The organism is Pseudomonas sp. W3I7 (assembly GCF_030816095.1).
Taxonomy (GTDB): domain Bacteria; phylum Pseudomonadota; class Gammaproteobacteria; order Pseudomonadales; family Pseudomonadaceae; genus Aquipseudomonas; species Aquipseudomonas salomonii.
Genome location: NZ_JAUSXP010000001.1, coordinates 5,682,411 through 5,700,857, shown reverse-complemented (window position 1 = coordinate 5,700,857; position 18,447 = coordinate 5,682,411). Strand labels below are relative to the sequence as shown.

At 61.6% G+C, this 18,447-nt stretch carries 14 protein-coding genes, 2 pseudogenes and 1 riboswitch; of the genes and pseudogenes, 10 read left to right on the top strand and 6 right to left on the bottom strand.

From position 1 onward, the window contains the following. Positions 1-23 precede the first annotated feature (23 nt). From msbA to QF043_RS26285, 3 genes are all read left to right on the top strand, one after another. Entirely contained in the window at positions 24-1,829 is a 1,806-nt protein-coding gene (gene msbA, locus QF043_RS26295; protein WP_056860554.1) for a lipid A export permease/ATP-binding protein MsbA, read from the top strand. 227 nt (positions 1,830-2,056) lie between these two features. Beyond that, positions 2,057-3,481 carry a bifunctional D-glycero-beta-D-manno-heptose-7-phosphate kinase/D-glycero-beta-D-manno-heptose 1-phosphate adenylyltransferase HldE gene (hldE, locus tag QF043_RS26290; RefSeq protein ID WP_138817139.1) on the top strand — a complete coding sequence of 475 codons (1,425 nt, stop codon included), beginning with the start codon at positions 2,057-2,059 and terminating at the stop codon, positions 3,479-3,481. Next, positions 3,474-4,409, top strand: coding sequence for an NAD-dependent epimerase/dehydratase family protein (locus tag QF043_RS26285; RefSeq protein ID WP_307420718.1), 936 nt, complete (start codon positions 3,474-3,476; stop codon positions 4,407-4,409). The genes hldE and QF043_RS26285 overlap by 8 nt, the downstream gene beginning before the upstream one ends. Positions 4,410-4,546: 137 nt before the next feature. Here the strand turns inward: QF043_RS26285 and QF043_RS26280 are convergent. The 4 genes and pseudogenes from QF043_RS26280 to QF043_RS26265 form a co-directional block, all read right to left on the bottom strand. Next, positions 4,547-5,507, bottom strand: a pseudogene (locus tag QF043_RS26280) (metal ABC transporter ATPase). Positions 5,508-5,548: 41 nt separating this feature from the next. Beyond that, on the bottom strand, positions 5,549-6,361 hold the full coding sequence (locus tag QF043_RS26275) for an aldo/keto reductase (protein ID WP_138450526.1): 813 nt from the start codon (positions 6,359-6,361) through the stop codon (positions 5,549-5,551). After that, on the bottom strand, positions 6,358-7,533 hold the full coding sequence (locus QF043_RS26270) for an FAD-binding oxidoreductase (protein WP_307420715.1): 1,176 nt from the start codon (positions 7,531-7,533) through the stop codon (positions 6,358-6,360). The genes QF043_RS26275 and QF043_RS26270 overlap by 4 nt, the downstream gene beginning before the upstream one ends. Before the next feature lie 55 nt (positions 7,534-7,588). Then, positions 7,589-7,924, bottom strand: coding sequence for a multidrug efflux SMR transporter (locus tag QF043_RS26265; RefSeq protein ID WP_017138493.1), 336 nt, complete (start codon positions 7,922-7,924; stop codon positions 7,589-7,591). A gap of 103 nt (positions 7,925-8,027) precedes the next feature. Between QF043_RS26265 and QF043_RS26260 the strand changes: the two genes are divergently transcribed. Both QF043_RS26260 and waaA read left to right on the top strand, forming a co-directional pair. Continuing rightward, complete coding sequence (locus QF043_RS26260; protein ID WP_056860549.1) at positions 8,028-8,918, top strand: LysR family transcriptional regulator; 891 nt, start codon at positions 8,028-8,030, stop codon at positions 8,916-8,918. Positions 8,919-8,941: 23 nt separating this feature from the next. Continuing rightward, on the top strand, positions 8,942-10,219 hold the full coding sequence (gene waaA, locus QF043_RS26255; RefSeq protein WP_307420712.1) for a lipid IV(A) 3-deoxy-D-manno-octulosonic acid transferase: 1,278 nt from the start codon (positions 8,942-8,944) through the stop codon (positions 10,217-10,219). Positions 10,220-10,356: 137 nt separating this feature from the next. Here waaA and QF043_RS26250 read toward each other — a convergent pair whose 3' ends face one another. Beyond that, a complete protein-coding gene (locus QF043_RS26250) occupies positions 10,357-11,796 on the bottom strand; it encodes a TolC family outer membrane protein (RefSeq protein ID WP_056860547.1) in 1,440 nt (479 codons plus the stop codon). A gap of 196 nt (positions 11,797-11,992) precedes the next feature. Further along, positions 11,993-12,098: riboswitch (TPP riboswitch) on the top strand. Positions 12,099-12,245: 147 nt separating this feature from the next. On the opposite strand from QF043_RS26250, the pseudogene thiC reads away from it, so the two are divergent. Together thiC and cytX are read left to right on the top strand one after the other, a co-directional pair. Then, a pseudogene (gene thiC / locus QF043_RS26245) lies at positions 12,246-14,140 on the top strand (phosphomethylpyrimidine synthase ThiC). A gap of 139 nt (positions 14,141-14,279) precedes the next feature. After that, complete coding sequence (gene cytX / locus QF043_RS26240; RefSeq protein WP_307420710.1) at positions 14,280-15,569, top strand: putative hydroxymethylpyrimidine transporter CytX; 1,290 nt, start codon at positions 14,280-14,282, stop codon at positions 15,567-15,569. Here the strand turns inward: cytX and QF043_RS26235 are convergent. Next, the gene (locus tag QF043_RS26235) at positions 15,538-16,284 is read right to left on the bottom strand and encodes an RsiV family protein (protein WP_307420709.1); all 747 of its coding nucleotides are present in this window, start codon (positions 16,282-16,284) and stop codon (positions 15,538-15,540) included. The two genes, cytX and QF043_RS26235, sit on opposite strands and share 32 nt — an antisense overlap. Positions 16,285-16,478: 194 nt before the next feature. Here QF043_RS26235 and QF043_RS26230 point away from each other — a divergent pair, with 194 nt between their 5' ends. The 3 genes from QF043_RS26230 (at position 16,479) to cpdA (ending at position 18,438) form a co-directional block, all read left to right on the top strand. Beyond that, positions 16,479-17,096 (top strand): NUDIX domain-containing protein, encoded by a 618-nt coding sequence (locus QF043_RS26230; RefSeq protein WP_305457272.1) that lies wholly within the window; start codon positions 16,479-16,481, stop codon positions 17,094-17,096. Further along, positions 17,087-17,536 carry a DUF1249 domain-containing protein gene (locus QF043_RS26225; RefSeq protein ID WP_017138485.1) on the top strand — a complete coding sequence of 150 codons (450 nt, stop codon included), beginning with the start codon at positions 17,087-17,089 and terminating at the stop codon, positions 17,534-17,536. The genes QF043_RS26230 and QF043_RS26225 overlap by 10 nt, the downstream gene beginning before the upstream one ends. 86 nt (positions 17,537-17,622) lie before the next feature. Next, the gene (cpdA, locus tag QF043_RS26220; RefSeq protein ID WP_307420708.1) at positions 17,623-18,438 is read left to right on the top strand and encodes a 3',5'-cyclic-AMP phosphodiesterase; all 816 of its coding nucleotides are present in this window, start codon (positions 17,623-17,625) and stop codon (positions 18,436-18,438) included. Positions 18,439-18,447: the final 9 nt, after the last annotated feature.

The window sequence follows — 18,447 nt, the reverse complement described above, 5'->3', positions numbered from 1 at the left end:
CCTTTTTCAAAACGCCGCGTGATATGACCGACTCCAGTCCGAGCGCAAGCCCTTCGAGCTTGAAAATATACTTCCGCCTGCTCATGTACGTTAAGCCCTACGCCGGCTTGTTCGCGTTGAGTATTGTCGGATTTCTGATTTTCGCGTCGACCCAGCCTATGCTGGGGTACATCCTCAAGTACTTTGTCGACGGCCTATCCAACCCTGACGCCGTGCTGTTCCCCAGCGTACCCTTCCTGCGTGACATGAAATTGTTGCAAGCCGTGCCGTTGCTGATCATTTTGATCGCTGCCTGGCAGGGCTTGGGTTCGTTCCTGGGCAACTACTTGCTGGCCAAGGTATCCCTGGGCCTGGTCCATGACCTGCGCGTGCAGTTGTTCAACAACCTGCTGACGCTGCCCAACCGCTACTTTGACAACCACAACTCCGGGCACCTGATTTCGCGCATCACCTTCAACGTCACCATGGTGACGGGCGCGGCCACCGATGCCATCAAGGTGGTGATCCGTGAGGGCATGACGGTGATCTTCCTGTTTGCCTCGCTGCTGTTCATGAACTGGCGCCTGACGCTGGTGATGATCGCCATCCTGCCGTTGATTGCGGTGATGGTCAGCACGGCCAGCAAGAAATTCCGCAAGCAGAGCAAGAAAATCCAGGTGGCCATGGGCGATGTGACCCACGTGGCTTCGGAAACCATCCAGGGCTATCGCGTGGTGCGCAGCTTCGGCGGTGAAGTCTACGAAGAGAAACGCTTCTTCAAGGCCAGCCAGGGCAACACCGACAAGCAACTGCGCATGACCCGCACCGGAGCCATTTACACCCCGTTGCTGCAACTGGTGATCTACACCGCCATGGCGGTGCTGATGTTCCTGGTGCTCTACCTTCGTGGTGACGCATCGGCCGGTGACATGGTGGCTTACATCACCTTGGCCGGGCTGTTGCCCAAGCCGATCCGCCAACTGTCGGAAGTCAGCTCGACCATCCAGAAAGGCGTGGCCGGTGCTGAAAGCATCTTCGAACAGCTGGACGAAGAGCAGGAAGTGGATCGCGGCAGCGTCGAGCGCGACAAGGTCAGCGGCCGCCTGGAAGTGCGTAACCTGAACTTCACTTACCCAGGCACCGAGCGCCATGTGCTCAAGGACATCACCTTTACCGCAGAGCCTGGGCAGATGATTGCCCTGGTGGGCCGTTCCGGCAGCGGCAAGTCCACACTGGCCAGCCTGATCCCGCGTTTCTACCATCACGAAAGCGGCGAAATCCTGCTCGACGGCGTAGAGATCGAAGACTACAAGCTGCTCAACCTGCGCAAGCACATTGCCCAGGTGACCCAGCATGTCACGCTGTTCAGCGACACCGTGACCAACAACATCGCCTACGGCGACCTGGCCGGCGCCCCACGGGCCGACGTTGAAGCGGCGGCGGCGGATGCTTACGCCAAGGACTTCATCGACCAGTTGCCAAAAGGCTTCGATACCCAGGTGGGTGAAAACGGCGTGCTGCTGTCCGGCGGCCAACGTCAGCGCCTGGCAATCGCCCGGGCCTTGCTGAAGAACGCGCCACTGCTGATTCTGGACGAGGCCACCTCGGCCCTCGACACCGAATCCGAGCGGCACATTCAGGCGGCCCTGGACAAGGTCATGCAAGGCCGCACGACCCTGGTGATTGCCCACCGCCTGTCCACCATCGAGAAGGCCGACCTGATCCTGGTGATGGACGACGGCCGGATTGTCGAGCGCGGCAGCCACGCCGAGCTGCTGGCACAGAACGGCTACTATGCCCGGCTGCATGCCATGGGCCTGGATGCCCCGGTGCCGGCCGACATCACCTGAATTAAAGGTGTGGATGCTTAATGTGGGAGCGGGCTTGCCCGCGAATACGGTGGATCAGTCGATATCTTCGGTGACTGACACTCCGCATTCGCGAGCAAGCCCGCTCCCACATTTGTTCCTTAGTGAATTCACTGCTGTGTCCTTCATCTTCTGTCACACCCTCCACAAGCCTCCCATAACCCTGTGCTAATATCGCGCCCCTGTTCATTTTGTATGTGGGTTGCTCCATGAAGTTGTCCATGCCGCGATTCGATCAAGCCCCTGTCTTGGTGGTCGGCGATGTCATGCTCGACCGTTACTGGCATGGCGGTACCTCACGGATTTCCCCTGAGGCACCGGTACCGGTAGTCAAGGTCGAGCAAATCGAAGACCGTCCAGGTGGCGCTGCCAACGTTGCCCTCAATATTGCCGCCCTCGGCGCCCCGGCCTCCCTGGTGGGTGTGACCGGCGACGACGAAGCCGCCGACAGCCTGGCCAACAGCCTGCGCGGTGCCGGCGTGCGTGCGTTGTTCCAGCGCATTGCCCATCAGCCGACCATCGTCAAGCTGCGGGTCATGAGCCGTCACCAGCAATTGCTGCGTATCGATTTCGAAGAACCCTTCGCCACCGACGCCCTGGCCCTCAGTGGTCAGGTCGACGAGTTGCTCGAAGGTATCAAGGTGCTGGTGTTGTCCGACTACGGCAAAGGCGCCTTGAAAAACCACCAGATGTTGATCCAGGCCGCCAAGGCCCGTGGCATTCCGGTTCTGGCCGATCCCAAGGGCAAGGACTTCTCGATTTATCGGGGTGCCAGCCTGATCACGCCGAACCTCAGCGAGTTCGAAGCCATCGTCGGCGGTTGCGCCGATGAGCATGAGCTGGTGACCAAGGGCGCGGCGCTGATGGCCGACCTCGACCTGGGCGCCTTGCTGGTCACCCGTGGCGAGCACGGCATGACCCTGCTGCGCCCGGACCACCCGGCGATGCACTTGCCGGCGCGTGCCCGTGAAGTGTTCGACGTCACCGGTGCCGGTGACACGGTCATCTCCACCCTGGCGGCCTCGATTGCGGCCGGTGAAGAACTGCCCCACGCCGTGGCCCTGGCCAACCTGGCGGCGGGCATTGTGGTCGGCAAACTGGGTACCGCGGCTATCAGCGCGCCTGAGCTGCGCCGGGCGATCCAGCGTTCCGAAGGCTCGGAGCGCGGCGTGCTGGGGATCGAGCAATTGCTGCTGGCCATTGATGACGCCCGTGCCCACAAAGAAAGCATCGTGTTCACCAACGGCTGCTTCGACATCCTGCATGCAGGTCATGTGACTTATCTGGAACAGGCGCGCGCCCAAGGCGACCGCCTGATCGTGGCGGTCAACGACGACGCATCCGTCAGCCGCTTGAAAGGCCCGGGCCGCCCGATCAACAGTGTCGATCGCCGCATGGCCGTATTGGCCGGTTTGGGCGCGGTGGACTGGGTGATCAGCTTCTCTGAAGGCACCCCGGAAAACCTGCTGGCCCAGGTCAAGCCGGACGTGCTGGTCAAGGGTGGCGACTATTCTGTCGACCAGGTTGTGGGGGCCGACATCGTCAGCGCCTACGGCGGTACGGTCAAAGTGCTGGGGTTGGTTGAAAACAGCTCGACCACGGCCATTGTCGAGAAGATCCGCAACAATGAGTAATGCTCAAAAGTGGGTGTTGATCACCGGAGGTGCCGGCTTTATCGGCTCGCACCTGGTCGATGCGCTACTCGCCAAGGGCTATGCCGTGCGGGTGCTGGATGACTTGTCCACCGGCAAACGCAGCAATCTGCCGCTGGATAACCCCCGCGTAGAGCTGATTGAAGGCAATGTCGCCAATGCCGAGCTGGTGGCGCAAGCTGCCATCGGCGCCACCGCCGTGGTGCACCTGGCCGCAGTGGCCTCAGTGCAGGCCTCGGTGGATGATCCGGTGAGCACGCACCAGAGCAATTTCGTCGGCACCCTGAATATCTGCGAAGCCATGCGCAAGGCCGGCGTGAAGCGCGTGGTGTTTGCCTCCAGCGCGGCGGTATATGGCAACAACGGCGAGGGCGCTTCGATTGACGAAGAGACCACCAAGGCGCCGTTGACGCCTTATGCGTCGGACAAGTTGGCGGGTGAGCACTACTTCGATTTCTATCGCCGCCAGCATGGCCTGGAGCCGGTGATTTTCCGTTTCTTCAACATCTTCGGGCCACGCCAGGATCCGTCATCGCCGTATTCCGGCGTGATCAGTATCTTCAGCGAGCGCGTGCAGCAGGGTGTGCCGATCAGCGTGTTCGGCGACGGCGAGCAAACCCGGGATTTCATGTACGTGGAAGACTTGGTGGATGTGCTGGTCCAGGCCATCGAAGCACCCGAAGCGCCACTGGGCGCGATCAATGTGGGATGGAACCGCACGACCACGCTCAAGCAGGTGTTGCAGGCGCTGGAAGAGGTGGTGGGGCAGTTGCCGGTGATCACTTACGGGCCGGCGCGCTCGGGGGATATTCGCCATTCGCGGGCGAATAACCAGCGCTTGTTGGCGAGCTTTACGCTGCCGGAGCCTACCCCGCTGAAGGTCGGCCTGGAGCGGCTCCTAAAGGCTTGATGCATTCCAATGTGGGAGCGGGCTTGCTCGCGAATGCGGTGGTTCAGTCACATATGCATCGACTGACACTCCGCTTTCGCGAGCAAGCCCGCTCCCACATTTGGATCGCAGCACGGCAGCCCAATAGGTAGGTGCCTTCAGCCCCTGGCCTTTTTCTTCGGCACGATCTTGCGCAGCACACGCTGCGCCAATCGCTTCAACTTCGACTCTTTCTCGGGCGCCGCCAAGCCTTGCTGACGCAGCCAATCCTTCCAGCGAATGCGCTCATCGCGCACCAGCCAGCCTTCCTGCTGGGCGAAGCTTTCTGCCAGGTATAAGCCGCGTGTGCTGGCCGGATACAGCTGGTCTTTCTTGACGGTGTACAGCTCGGCCAGCGGCTGGCCATCCTTCAGCGGCATCAGGTACAGGTCGGGCCGCTGACGGTCCAGGCGCGCTACGAGTTGGTCGCCTTCGAGGCGTTCATCCACATGGAACAGGCTCAAGGACTTGGCTTCCTTGGGGACTTCCAGGCGCAAGTCATAAATCAATTGCAGCGACGCGGTCGGCAAATGCACATACGCCCGTGGGCGCTCGATCAATTGCATGGTGGCGCAGCGCACCGGGCGGGCGGCGCCGGACAGCGGGCTCAAGCGAAACGGCAGGGCTTCACGGTAATGCAGGGCGGCGGAGTAGGGCGCGGGCAGCCAGGTGTCATTGAAGCGCCCGCCCAGCCAGCCTTCGGGTGTCTCCAGCAGGCATTCTTCAGCAATTTCCTGGATGGCGGTGTGCAGCGGCAGGTTCAGTTCGTGGGCGGGGACGTAGCCGGAGATCAGCTTGAGCACCACGTCGCCACGGTCCTGGCGGCGTTGGCGCACCAGTACCCAGTAATCCTTGTTCTGCCAATGCAGGGTCAGGCGCACCGACACGCCGAGGTTGGCCAATTCCAGGGCGAAACGTTCAGGGTCTGCCACCCTCCACCGGCTTGCGCCGTTGCAGGGTCTGGGCGAAGTTGAGCGGCATGCCCACGCTCTGGTAACTCAGGCCTTCGGGGGTGGCTTCGACGTGCAGCGGCAGTGTCTTGAAGTTGCTGGGGTTTTTTCTAATCAGCGTTCGCGGCATGTCGGCTCCTTCTTGCGACGGGGTCGGCCGCGTGGGCGGCATCAGAGTTGACGGATGACTTGGGCAGCGGTCGCCACGTTGTGGGCCAGGTGCAGCGGGTTAATGGTCCCGACAATAGCACTGGCGACACCCGTTTGCGCAAACAACAGCATGAAACTGGCATGAATTGGATCCATTCCTGGCTCAAGACACACGTGGCCGCTGGCCAGGGCCTTTTTCACCAGGATGCCTTTGCCGTGGGCGGCGGCGTAATCGATCACGGCTTTCTCGGCCTGTTCATTCAGATTGTAGGTGACCATCGCGCAATCACCTTGTTCCAGAGCCTTCACGCCCCCTTCTACGGTTTTGCCGGAGAAGCCGAAACCACGGATCTTGCCCTCTTTTTTCAGCTGCGCCAGGGTTTCATACACCTCGCAATCGTTGAGGATATGCAAGTCATTGCCATCAGAGTGCACCAGCACCAGATCGATGAAATCCGTTTCAAGTCGTTTCAAGCTGCGCTCGATGGACATCCGCGTATGTGCGGCGCTGAAATCATGATGGGACACGCCGTCGGCAAACTCTTCGCCAACCTTGCTGACAATCACCCAATCGTTGCGCTGACCGCGCAACAGCGGCCCCAGGCGTTCCTCACTGCGGCCGTAAGCCGGCGCAGTGTCGATCAGGTTGATGCCCAACTGCTGGGCCTGGCGCAGCAACATCCGCGCTTCATCGTCATTGGGGATCTGAAAACCGTTGGGGTATTTCACCCCTTGATCACGGCCCAGCTTGACGGTGCCCAGGCCCAGTGGCGAAACCAGCAGGCCGGTGCTGCCCAGCGGGCGATGCAGGTCGTGCAGGGTTGGCAGGCTCATGGCAACAGTTGCTCCCAGGCAGGTTGGCCGAGGGCCGGTTTTGGAAATTCAGGCAGCGCGTCGCTGGCGCTTGGGCGGATGCCGTCGCGTTCGAGGGCGTTGAGCACGCGATCGGCGAAGTCCGGTGCCAGCGCCAGTTTGGTCGGCCAGCCCACCAGCAGGCGGCCCTGTTCGGCGAGGAAGGCATTGTCGGGGCGGCTCAGGCCCGATTGCAGCGGCTCGGCACGGTCGACGCGCAGGGTGGCCCATTGGGTCTGGCTCATGTCGATCCACGGCAGCAACTGCCCGAGTTCTTTTTGCGCAGTGGCGATCTGTTCTTGTGGTGTGCGGGCCACGCCATCCGCTTCGGCGATATCGCCGCCCATGTACCACACCCAGTTGCCGTCGGCAGCCGGGTGAGTGGTGATGGTGAGGCGCGGCTTGGTGCCGCCGCCCAGGCAGTGCGCATACAGCGGCTTGAGGCCCGGGCCTTTGGCGATGATCATATGCAGTGGGCGGGTTTGCATGGTCGGCTGGCTCAGGCCCAGCGCGCTGAGCAGGCCAGCCGTGCCGCCACCGGCACTCAGCACGATGCGCTGGGCGCGGATCTCGCGGCCATCGACCTTCAGGCCCACCAGCGTGTCGCCTTCCAGCAGCGGTTCGATATGTTGCCCGGCGAGCAGGCCGTCGCCGGCCAGTTGCGCCAGGCGTTCGATCAGGCTGGGCACATCGATGACCAGTTCGGCCAGGCGATAGACCTTGCCCTTGAAGCGCCGGTCTTGCAGCGCAGGCGGCAATTCGTCGCCCTTGACCTGATCGACGCGGCCACGCACGGCTTTACTGGCGAAGAAGCTGGTGAGGTTGCCGGCGATCGTGCCGGGCGACCACAGGTAATGGGCTTCGGAGAGCAAACGCACGCCGGTCAGGTCCAGCTCGCCGTTACCCGCCAGGGCTTCGCGCCAGCGGCGCGGCATGTCGGCAATGGCTTCGGACGCACCGGTGAGGGCGCCGTGCAGGGCGTATTTCGCGCCGCCGTGAATGATCCCCTGGGACTTCACGCTTTGCCCGCCGCCCAAGGTAGCGCTTTCCACCACCACCGTGGAAAACCCCTGGCGGCGCAGGCGTGCGTTAAGCCAGAGGCCAGCAACCCCGGCGCCGACAATCAGAACGTCGGTGGAAATAACGGATGGCATCGGCGACCTCAGTGTTCAAGACAAGAGGCGCAGTATACAGGCTGTTACGTGGCGGTCAGTGCCCGGCGGTTTTCGAGAACAGCTGAATCACCACCACGCCCAGCACAATCAGGCCCATGCCCAGCATGGCCGGTACATCCAGCTTCTGCCCGTAGATAAACAGCGCGGCGATACTGACCATCACAATGCCCAGCCCGGCCCAGACCGCGTAGGCGATGCCTACCGGCACTGTGCGCACCACCAGCGTGAGCATCCAGAAGGCCACGCCATACCCCACAATCATCAGCAACAGCGGAATCGGCGTGCTCAAGCCCTTGACGGCTTTCATGGAAACGGTGGCGATCACTTCCGAGCAAATGGCAATGGCCAGATAAACGTAGGCAACATTCATGGGGGAATCCTCGGTGTGATACGTGCTTGATTAGGTCCGCATTTTAACCCTTCGTCAGATGAGATAAAGTCATTACCTATCCGATTTAAAGATGGGTTGAGTCATGAGCGTGCAATGGAACCTGGAACAGATGCGCCTGTTTGTCAGCGTCGCCGAGCAGCGCTCGTTTTCGGCGGTGGCGCGTGGGCAGCGCAAGGCGCAATCGGCAGTGAGCAATGGGATCGCCCTGCTGGAAGCGGACTTGGGTTTGAGCCTGTTCGAGCGCAGCAGCGGCCGTCAGCCCCGCCTGACTGAAGCCGGCAGTGTGTTGCTGGAAGAAGCGCGTGAGGTGCTGCGCCAATGTGAACGGCTCAATGGAAGGGCGTTGTCACTGACCCGTGGTGAAGAAGCCTGCCTGCGCCTGGCCCAGGATGAAGCCATGCTGTTCCAGCCGGTGCTCGACAGCCTTGAAGCGCTGGCCCGGCAATACCCGCTGCTGGAAGTGCAACTGTCCAGCGCCGCGCAAGGCGATGTGGCGCGCAAGCTGGTGGAGCGCAAGGCCGACCTGGGTTTGCTGTTCTATCACGACCAGATCCCCGAAGCGCTTGAGCGGCGGGTGGTGGGCAGTGTGGAAATGGTCACGGTCTGCGGCGTGAATCATCCGCTGGCCCAGGACAACTACGTGACCTGCCAGCGCCTGGCGCAGTTTCGCCAATTGCTGATGTCGACCCAGACCAGCGTGTACCCCGGCAGCGAAGCCGCGAGCCCCTTGGTGTGGCGTGCCGACAGCTTCTACGTTTTGGCCGAATGGCTGATGAGTGGCCTGGGCTGGGCCTGGCTGCCTCGGCACATCGTGCAGTACCCGGCCTATCAACAGCAGATGGTCGAGCTGGACAGCGAATGGACGCCGCCGGCGCTGGTGGTGGAGCTGGTCTGGCGCCGCGATGAGCATTTGGGCCCGGCCGCACGCTTTTTGACCGAGCGATTTGCCGAGTGCTTGCAGGCGATCGACTGAAAAAGCCGATAAACTCCGCCGCCATGAATAGAACTCTCTACAGCTGTCTGTTTTACCTGGCGCTGCCGTTGGTGGCTTTACGTCTGTGGCTGCGCGCGCGCAAGGCGCCGGCGTATGCAAAACGGATAGGCGAGCGGTTTTCCTATGGCCTGCCGGTGATGCAGCCGGGCGGGATCTGGGTGCACGCGGTATCGGTAGGTGAAAGCATTGCCGCCGCGCCGATGATTCGCGGGCTGATGGAGCGCCACCCGACGCTGCCGATCACCGTCACCTGCATGACGCCCACCGGCTCGGAGCGTATCCAGGCGCTGTTCGCCAATGAACCGCGCATTCAGCACTGTTACTTGCCCTATGACTTGCCTTGCGCCGCCAAGCGTTTTCTTGATCGTGTACAGCCCAGGCTCGCCGTGATCATGGAAACCGAGCTGTGGCCCAACCACATTCATGCCTGCGCTCAACGCGGTATTCCGATAGCGCTGGCCAATGCGCGGCTGTCGGCACGCTCGGCCAAAGGTTATGCGCGCTTCGCCAAGCTGACCGCGCCGATGCTGGCCGAGATGAGCCTGTTTGCGGTGCAGACACACACCGAAGCCCAGCGCTTTCTAAGCCTGGGCGCGCGACCTGAAACCGTTGAAGTCACCGGCTCGATCAAGTTCGACCTGACCATCGACCCTCAGTTACCGGTACGCGCCGCCGCCTTGCGCGAGCAATGGGGCGCCACCGAGCGCCCGGTGTGGATCGCCGCCAGCACCCACGAAGGCGAGGATGAAGTGGTGCTCGCCGCCCATCGCCAACTGCTCGAAAGCTACCCCAATGCGCTGCTGATTCTGGTGCCGCGTCATCAGGAGCGCTTCGGCCCGATGTTCGAGTTGTGCGGGCAACAAGGCTTTGCCACGGTGCGCCGCTCCAGCGCTGAGCCGGTGACGGCGCAGACCTCCGTGCTGCTCGGCGACACCATGGGCGAGCTGCTGTTTCTTTATGCGCTGGCCGACAGCGCCTTCGTAGGCGGCAGCCTGGTGCCCACCGGCGGCCACAACCCACTGGAACCGGCGGCGCTGGCCAAGCCTGTGATCATGGGGCCGCACCTGTTCAACTTCCTCGAAATCAGCGCGATGATGCGCGAAGCCGGGGCGTTGCGTGAGGTGGAGGATGCGCAAGGATTGGCCGAAGCTGTGCGGCAGTTGTTCGAACTGCCGCAGGATGCGCGCAAGATGGCAGAGGCGGGATTGAAGGTGATGCAGGCCAATCAGGGCGCGCTCAAGCGTTTGCTGGATGGTTTGGACAAACTGCTCAATCACTGAACCAACACGGACCAACATGTGGGAGCTGGCTTGCCTGCGATAGCATCACCTCGGTGCATCAGAAGTACCGAGGTGTCTGCATCGCAGGCAAGCCAGCTCCCACACAAGCCAGCGCCCACATTGTTTTTGCTGTGTTGTTAATACCCGGGGCGGGCTTTGAGCTGCTCGGCGGCGGCCTTGGCCAGATCCGGCGGCAGGAAATCCTTGTCCGGGTTGTAATCAGCCTTGAGGTAACGCGTCAGGTCCTGCAAATCCCCTGGGCTCAGCGTGCCGGCCGCCTGCTTCAAGCGCAGGTTGTCGAGAATGTAGTCGTAGCGGCTGTTGTTGTAGTTGCGCACCGACGAGTACAGCTGGCGCTGCGAGTCCAGCACATCGACGATATTGCGCGTACCCACCTGATAACCGATTTCCGTGGCTTCCACCGCGCTCTGGTTGGAGATGATCGACTGGCGACGCGCCTGCACCTGCTCCACGTCGGTGTTCACTGCACGGTGCAGATTGCGGGTGTTTTCTACTACCTGGCGGCGCAGGCCTTCGCGTTGCTGTTCGGTCTGGTCGAGGCGGGAATAGGATTCGCGCACCTGCGAGCTGGTCAAACCGCCGCTGTAGATCGGGATATTCAGGCGCAGGCCGATGGTGCGCTGGGACACATCACCGCCGTACGGCACGGGCAACTGGTTCGGGTTGCTGAAACCCAGCGCGTCGTTGTCGCCTTTCTCGTATTGCGCCACGGCGTCGAGGGTCGGCAAGTGGCCGGCCTTGCGCTGGCGCAGGGTTTCTTCGGCAGCGGTCACGGCGTAGTTGCTGGCCAGCAAGTTCAGGTTCTGGCGGCCGGCGGTTTCAACCCAGGACTTGGCGTCGTTCGGCGCCGGTGGCAGCACCGGCAGCGTGTGCACGATGCCCTGGATCGCATTGTACTGGCGGTTGGTCAGGGTGATCAGCGCTTCAAAGGCGTCGTCCACCTGGCGCTGGGCGACGATGCGGTTGGCGCGGGCGGTGTCGTAGCTGGCCTGGGATTGCAGCACGTCGGTCTTGTCCGACAGGCCCACATCAAAGCGTTCGTTGGACTGGTCGAGCTGGCGCTTGAAGGCGTTTTCTTCGGCCTTGGTCGAGGCCAGGTTGTCCTGGGCGCGCAGCACGGCGAAGTAGCTTTCGGCGCTTTGCAGGATCAGGTTCTGTTCGGTCGCCGAGAGTTGCAGCGCAGCTTGTTCGTTGACGGCTTCGGCGGCTTGCAACTGGAACCAGCGGTCAGCGCGGAACAACGGCTGGCTCAAGGTCGCACGCCAGGAGTGCGCGTCACGGTTGGCGGTGGCTGCCGGTTGGTGGATCTGGGTGCGCACGTTGTTGCTGTCGGCACCGGCCGACAGGTTGGGCAGCAAGCCGGCGCGGGCCTGGGGCACCACTTCTTTTTGCGCGCCGTATTGCGCACGGGCGGCGGCCAGGTCGGCGTTGTTGTTCACCGCTTCCTGGTAGACGCTGACCAAGTCGGTTTTGGCGGACAAGGGCGCTTCAGCTGCCCAGACCATTCCATTGGTCGCACAAGACACGGCAAGAGCCAGTGAGAGTTTGCGCAGCATGAGGCGATCCCTAGTGTGAATATTACGGCTGTAATTAAGCGCCCAAGGCTAAGGCTGGCCATTCCTGGCGTCAAGCATTGTGACGACGCCCGAGTGTAGTGGCGCTGACCCCGCGCAACAATCCCGTAATCACGCCATTCATCACGCTGAATACAGCGCTATTGGCAATTTGCCCACGCCATGGTCTAGACTGGCCGCGTTCTTGTCGGGGTGCCTTGTTGGAAGGCTGAGATCGGTAAATACCGGATCCCGTTGAACCTGATCAGGTTAACGCCTGCGTAGGGAACAAGATTTCTCGTCACCCGGCGAGTCCTCTTGTGCTTCGTCCGGGATGTTGTTCGACAATCGAACAGCCCTCGTGCCTTGCACAGCACTGGTTTCAGTGCGTCCATCCGTCACAGGTTCGCTCCGACAAAAATCCACCGCCTGGATCAGTTGGAGAGCCCGTGATGAGTACAAGACCAAAAAACAACACCGTGCATTTGAGTGAGTCGGCCAAGGTCGACACAGGCTCCGTGCAGCCGTTTACCCGCTCGCAGAAAATTTATGTGCAGGGCTCGCGTCTCCCGATATCCGCGTGCCCATGCGCGAAATCAGCCTGGACGTGACACCCACCGAGTTCGGCGGTGAAATCAACGCCCCCGTGGTGGTCTACGACACCTCCGGCCCTTATACCGACCCAAATGTCATTATCGACGTGCGCAAAGGCCTGGCCGATGTGCGCTCGCCGTGGATCGAAGAGCGCGGCGACACTGAGCGCCTTACCTGCCTGAGCTCAAGCTACGGCCAGGAGCGCCTGGATAACCCGGACCTGGCCTACCTGCGCTTTGCCCACCTGCAAAACCCGCGCAAAGCCAAGGCCGGCGCCAACGTGAGCCAGATGCACTACGCGCGCAAAGGCATCATCACGCCGGAGATGGAGTACGTCGCCATCCGCGAAAACATGAAGCTCGAAGAGGCCCGTGCCAGCGGCTTGCTCAAGCAGCAGCACCCGGGCCACAGCTTTGGCGCGAGTATCCCGAAAATCATCACGCCTGAATTTGTCCGCGAAGAAATCGCCCGCGGTCGCGCGATCATTCCGGCCAACATCAACCACACCGAACTGGAACCGATGATCATCGGCCGTAACTTCCTGGTGAAGATCAACGGCAACATCGGCAACAGCGCCCTGGGTTCGTCCATCGAAGAAGAAGTGGCGAAGATGACCTGGGGTATTCGCTGGGGCTCGGACAACATTATGGATTTGTCCACCGGCAAACACATCCACGAAACCCGCGAGTGGATCATCCGCAACTCGCCGGTGCCGATCGGCACCGTGCCGATCTACCAGGCCCTGGAAAAAGTCGACGGCGTGGCCGAAGACCTGACTTGGGAGCTGTTTCGCGACACGTTGATCGAACAGGCCGAACAGGGCGTGGATTACTTCACGATTCATGCCGGTGTCTTGCTGCGTTATGTGCCGCTGACCGCCAACCGCGTGACCGGCATCGTCAGCCGTGGCGGCGCGATCATGGCCAAGTGGTGCCTGGCTCACCACAAGGAAAACTTCGCTTACACGCATTTCGAAGAAATCTGCGAAATCATGAAGGCCTATGACGTCAGCTTCTCCCTCGGCGACGGCCTGCGCCCAGGCTCGGTGGCCGATGCCAACGACGCAGCGCAGTTCGGCGAGCTGGAAACCCTGGGCGAGCTGACCAAGATCGCCTGGAAGCACGACGTGCAAACCATGATCGAAGGCCCCGGCCACGTGCCGATGCAGTTGATCAAGGAGAACATGGACAAGCAGCTCGAATGCTGCGACGAGGCGCCGTTCTACACCCTCGGCCCGCTGACCACCGACATTGCGCCGGGCTACGACCACATCACCTCGGGTATTGGTGCGGCGATGATCGGCTGGTTCGGTTGCGCCATGCTCTGCTACGTCACGCCCAAGGAACACTTGGGTTTGCCGAACAAGGATGACGTGAAGACCGGGATCATCACCTACAAGATCGCCGCGCATGCCGCCGACCTCGCCAAAGGCCACCCCGGCGCGCAGATTCGCGACAACGCCCTGAGCAAGGCGCGTTTCGAATTCCGTTGGGAAGACCAGTTCAACCTCGGCCTGGACCCGGACACCGCGCGGGCTTTCCACGATGAAACCTTGCCGAAGGAGTCGGCCAAGGTCGCGCACTTCTGCTCGATGTGCGGGCCGAAGTTCTGCTCGATGAAAGTCACTCACGAAGTACGCGAGTACGCCGCCAACCAGCGCATTGAAGCGGTGGATGTGGATGTGGCCAAGGGCTTGGCCGAGCAGGCGCAGCGGTTCAAGCAGGAAGGCAGTCAGCTGTACAAGAAGGTCTGACACGCAATTGGAGGTGCCTGTACGGGCCTCATCGCGGGCAAGCCCGGCTCCCACATTTGAAATGCGTTCAAGTGTGGGAGCCGGGCTTGCCCGCGATAGCGATCTGACAAACAACACCTGTCCCTCAGAGATAACACCCTTGAGCATTCAACCGAGTACTTACTCCCCTGAAATCGCGGTGCCGGCTGACAAGCGCGTGTTTGGCGCCCGCGACCTGTTCTCCCTGTGGTTCTCCCTCGGCATCGGCCTGATGGTCCTGCAAACCGGTGCCTTGCTCGCGCCGGGCCTGGGCTTGTGCGGCTCGTTGCTGGCGATTTTCCTCGGCACGCTGGTCGGCGTATTGCTGCTGGCCGCCGTCGGTGTGATCGGCAGCGATACCGGCCTGTCCGCCATGGCCGCGCTCAAACTCAGCCTCGGCAGCAAGGGCGCGAGCCTGCCGGCGCTGCTGAACCTGCTGCAATTGATTGGCTGGGGCTCGTTCGAGATCATCGTGATGCGCGACGCCGCCAGTTTGCTCGGTACGCGCGCGTTCAGCGAGGGCAGCCTGCTCGCCAGCCCATTGCTGTGGACTCTGTTTTTCGGTGGCTTGGCGACCTTGCTGGCAGTCAGCGGTCCTTTGACGTTTGTGCGGCAAATCCTGCGTAAATGGGGCATCTGGCTGCTGCTCGCCGCCTGCGTATGGCTGACCTGGAACCTGTTCGCCAAGGCCGACCTCGCGGCGTTGTGGGCCAGGTCCGGCGATGGCTCGATGCCGTTTGCGGTGGGGTTTGATATCGCCATCGCCATGCCGCTGTCGTGGTTGCCACTGATCGCCGATTACTCACGCTTCGGCCGGCGCGCCAAAAGCGTGTTCGGCGGGACGGCGTTGGGCTTCTTTATCGGTAATTTCTGGCTGATGAGCCTGGGCGTGGCCTACACCCTGGCGTTTGCGCCCAGTGGTGAAGTAAATGCGCTGTTGCTGGCGCTGGCCGGTGCTGGCTTGGGCATTCCGCTGCTGCTGATTCTGTTGGACGAGTCGGAAAACGCCTTTGCCGATATTCACTCGGCGGCGGTGTCCAGCGGTATGTTGTTGCGCTTGAAGGTCGAGCACCTGGCCTTGGCCATCGGCGTGATCTGCACCTTGATCGCCTGCCTGGCGCCGTTGGCGCAGTATCAGAACTTCCTGCTGCTGATCGGCTCGGTGTTTGCGCCGCTGTTCGGCGTGGTGCTGGTGGATCACTTTATCCTGCGCCGGCGTGGCCAGGGCATGGTTGCCAACCTGCATTGGCCGGCGCTGGTGGCCTGGCTGGGTGGCATCGCCACCTATCACGTGCTGGCCAACCTGTATCCGGATATCGGCGCAACCCTGCCGGCACTGGTACTGGCAGGGTTGTTACAGCTGGTGTTAGGGCGTGCGGTCAGTGGCGCGCAGGCATCAGCTCAGGCTTGAGAACGCCGGTGAGGCGCGCATAGGGGATGGTCATTTCGATCAGCCCCAGTGCGTAAGGGGCGATGGTGCTCACGTTGTACTTGAGTACCACACCGGCGCTGGTCAGAGCCACGTTCGGGGTTTTCTGGAACGGCCAGTTCTTCACAAACTCCGGATCGCGGTCCATCTGCGAATTGATCAGCCAGGTGTTGTGGGCGACTTTCGCGGTGTTCCAGAACGCCTGTTCCTGGCCCGGCAGCAACATGTCGGCCAGGCTCAGCTCTTTGTGCAGCAGGCGTGAATAGTTGATGAAACCGCGGCCGGGCTCGCCGTGGGCGGTGCCGGTATCCAGATAACTGGACACTTCAACGATCACCAGTCCGTCATGCTGCTCACGTACCTTGGCTTGCAAGTACATGCTGTTGCGGTTCGGCGAATCGCGCAGGAACTTGTCGCGGTAGGCATTCAGGGTCGGCGGCACGCTGGCGCCGGGCGTGGTGCGGGTCATTTGCAGCAGGCGTTGCTCAACAATGCTGTCCAGCTGCGGCTCGCTGGGGAAGTGCACGGTGTCGATGTTCACCAGCGGGCATTCCGGGCTGTTGCAGCCGGGTTTGATCTGTTCGGAAGTGTCCGGCTTGGTGTCCAGGGGCTTGAGGTAGCTGGGCTGGAACAGGCTCTGGCAAGCGCCCAGAGTCAAGGCAATACAGGCCACGGAGGCGATTTTTAAAAGCGACATGTGCGTCCTTCGGAAATCGATGGAAAGCGAAAAAGAGTAGCGCTTCGACTGCGAACAAAGCCGTCAGTTCGCCACTAAGCTGATTAGAGTGAGTTTGACGCTCGCCGTCTATCCCGGCAACTGGAAAGGGGCTGCATCAAGGGCCATGGGCGCGTTAGGATGGCGCGAATTGCACCTGCGTAACGAGGAAGGATATGACGGACATTGCCAAATCGACGCCGAACACCATCGAGATCGTTCAGCGCGACAATGCCTACAAGGGCTTCTACCAGCTTGACCGCGTGCAACTGCGCCACGAGAAGTTCGATGGCGGCATGAGCCGGGTGATCAATCGTGAAGTCTTCGTTCGCCATGACGCGGTGTGCGTGTTGCCCTACGACCCGCAGCGCGATGAGGTGGTGTTGATCGAGCAGTTCCGTATCGGCGCCATGGGCCGTACCGGCAACCCATGGCTGGTGGAAATGGTCGCGGGGCTGATTGATAAGGACGAACAACCGGAGGAGGTTGCACGCCGTGAGGCCGAGGAGGAAGCTGGCCTTACGTTCTCTGCGCTGTGGCCGATCACCAAATATTTCCCGTCGCCCGGTGGCAGTACCGAATTCGTGCACTTGTATCTGGGCCGTTGCGACAGCTCAGGTGCAGGTGGTGTCCATGGACTGGAAGAAGAAGCAGAAGATATCCGTGTCACCCCCTGGGCGTTCGAAGATGCCCTGCAAGCGGTGCGTGACGGCAAAATTTCCAACGCAGCCAGCATTATCGCCCTGCAATGGCTTGCGCTTAATCGCGCGGAAGTGAGGGGGTTATGGCAGTAAAGGCACGGGAACGATACCGAGTTGACCTGATCGGGCTGCAAGCGGCCTGCGAGGCCAACTACGCGCGGCTGATGCGCCTGCTCCCCGACATGCGTCACGCGCCTGAGGCGCGGCGTATTGCCGTGACCCATGGCGACCAGATGCTGGGCGTGCTGACCCTTGAGGTCATCGTCAACTGCCCGTACACCACCACCCTGCGGGTGCGCCAGGAGCACAGCCTGCCCTGGCTGCCGGTGCCGCAGCTGGAGGTTCAGGTGTATCACGATGCGCGCATGGCCGAAGTTATCAGCGCCGAACATGCGCGACGCTTTCGCAGCATCTATCCTTATCCGAATGTGTTCATGCACCAGCCCGATGAGAAAGCACAACTCAATGTGTTCCTCGGCGAATGGTTGAGTCACTGCCTGGCCCTGGGCCATGAGTTCGAAGTCGTGCGCTAGATGTGAACTGCGTCTTTCCTCTTTGTGTCCTGCCCCAGCATAATCGCGCCAGTTATCCATTCCTGTGATTGCCCTGGGAGAGCGCCTTGCCGAGCGTATCCACCGTGAACCCTGATGCGCCGGCGCTGCTGGTGCAGTTGTCCGACAGCCACCTGTTTGCCGAGGCCGACGGTTCGCTGCTGGGCATGAACACCCACGACAGCCTGCAGCGCGTGATCGGGTTGGTGCGCGAGCAGCAGCCGCAGATCGATCTGGTGCTGGCCACGGGGGACTTGTCCCAGGACGGCTCGCTGGCGTCTTACCAGCAGTTTCGCGACCTGACCGGGCAGATCGACGCGCCGGCGCGCTGGATTCCCGGCAACCACGACGAACCGCAGGTCATGGCCCATGCCGCCGTGCACAGTGATTTGCTTGAACCGGTGGTCGACATTGGCCATTGGCGCGTCACTTTGCTGGATTCGGCGGTACCGGGCTCGGTGCCCGGTTACTTGCAGGACCAGCAGCTGCAATTGCTCGCCCAGGCGCTTAGCGAAGCGCCACACCGTCATCATTTGGTGTGTTTTCACCATCATCCGGTCTCCATCGGCTGTGCGTGGATGGAGCCGATCGGCCTGCGCAACCCTGAAGCCCTGTTTGCCGTACTCGACCGCTTCCCACAGGTAAAGGCGGTGCTGTGGGGCCATGTGCATCAGGAAATCGACCGCGAGCGCAACGGCGTGCGCCTGCTGGCGTCGCCGTCCACCTGTATCCAGTTCGCGCCGGGCAGCGAGGACTTCAAGGTCAGCGAGCAGGCGCCAGGGTATCGCTGGCTGCGATTGCATGCCGACGGACGGTTGGAGACGGGTGTGGAGCGGATAAAAGGATTCGAATTTACCGTCGATTACGGCAGTAACGGCTACTAATACGTTGCA

What these genes read in the sequence shown, in the direction of transcription:
- QF043_RS26275 (WP_138450526.1), bottom strand. Translation starts at nt 6,361, where the DNA reads ATGAGCCTGCCAACCCTGCACGACCTGCATCGCCCGCTGGGCAGCACC.
- msbA (WP_056860554.1), top strand. Translation starts at nt 24, where the DNA reads ATGACCGACTCCAGTCCGAGCGCAAGCCCTTCGAGCTTGAAAATATAC.
- hldE (WP_138817139.1), top strand. Translation starts at nt 2,057, where the DNA reads ATGAAGTTGTCCATGCCGCGATTCGATCAAGCCCCTGTCTTGGTGGTC.
- QF043_RS26235 (WP_307420709.1), bottom strand. Translation starts at nt 16,284, where the DNA reads ATGTCGCTTTTAAAAATCGCCTCCGTGGCCTGTATTGCCTTGACTCTG.
- QF043_RS26265 (WP_017138493.1), bottom strand. Translation starts at nt 7,924, where the DNA reads ATGAATGTTGCCTACGTTTATCTGGCCATTGCCATTTGCTCGGAAGTG.
- QF043_RS26270 (WP_307420715.1), bottom strand. Translation starts at nt 7,533, where the DNA reads ATGCCATCCGTTATTTCCACCGACGTTCTGATTGTCGGCGCCGGGGTT.
- QF043_RS26250 (WP_056860547.1), bottom strand. Translation starts at nt 11,796, where the DNA reads ATGCTGCGCAAACTCTCACTGGCTCTTGCCGTGTCTTGTGCGACCAAT.
- QF043_RS26230 (WP_305457272.1), top strand. Translation starts at nt 16,479, where the DNA reads ATGACGGACATTGCCAAATCGACGCCGAACACCATCGAGATCGTTCAG.
- QF043_RS26260 (WP_056860549.1), top strand. Translation starts at nt 8,028, where the DNA reads ATGAGCGTGCAATGGAACCTGGAACAGATGCGCCTGTTTGTCAGCGTC.
- waaA (WP_307420712.1), top strand. Translation starts at nt 8,942, where the DNA reads ATGAATAGAACTCTCTACAGCTGTCTGTTTTACCTGGCGCTGCCGTTG.
- QF043_RS26285 (WP_307420718.1), top strand. Translation starts at nt 3,474, where the DNA reads ATGAGTAATGCTCAAAAGTGGGTGTTGATCACCGGAGGTGCCGGCTTT.
- QF043_RS26225 (WP_017138485.1), top strand. Translation starts at nt 17,087, where the DNA reads ATGGCAGTAAAGGCACGGGAACGATACCGAGTTGACCTGATCGGGCTG.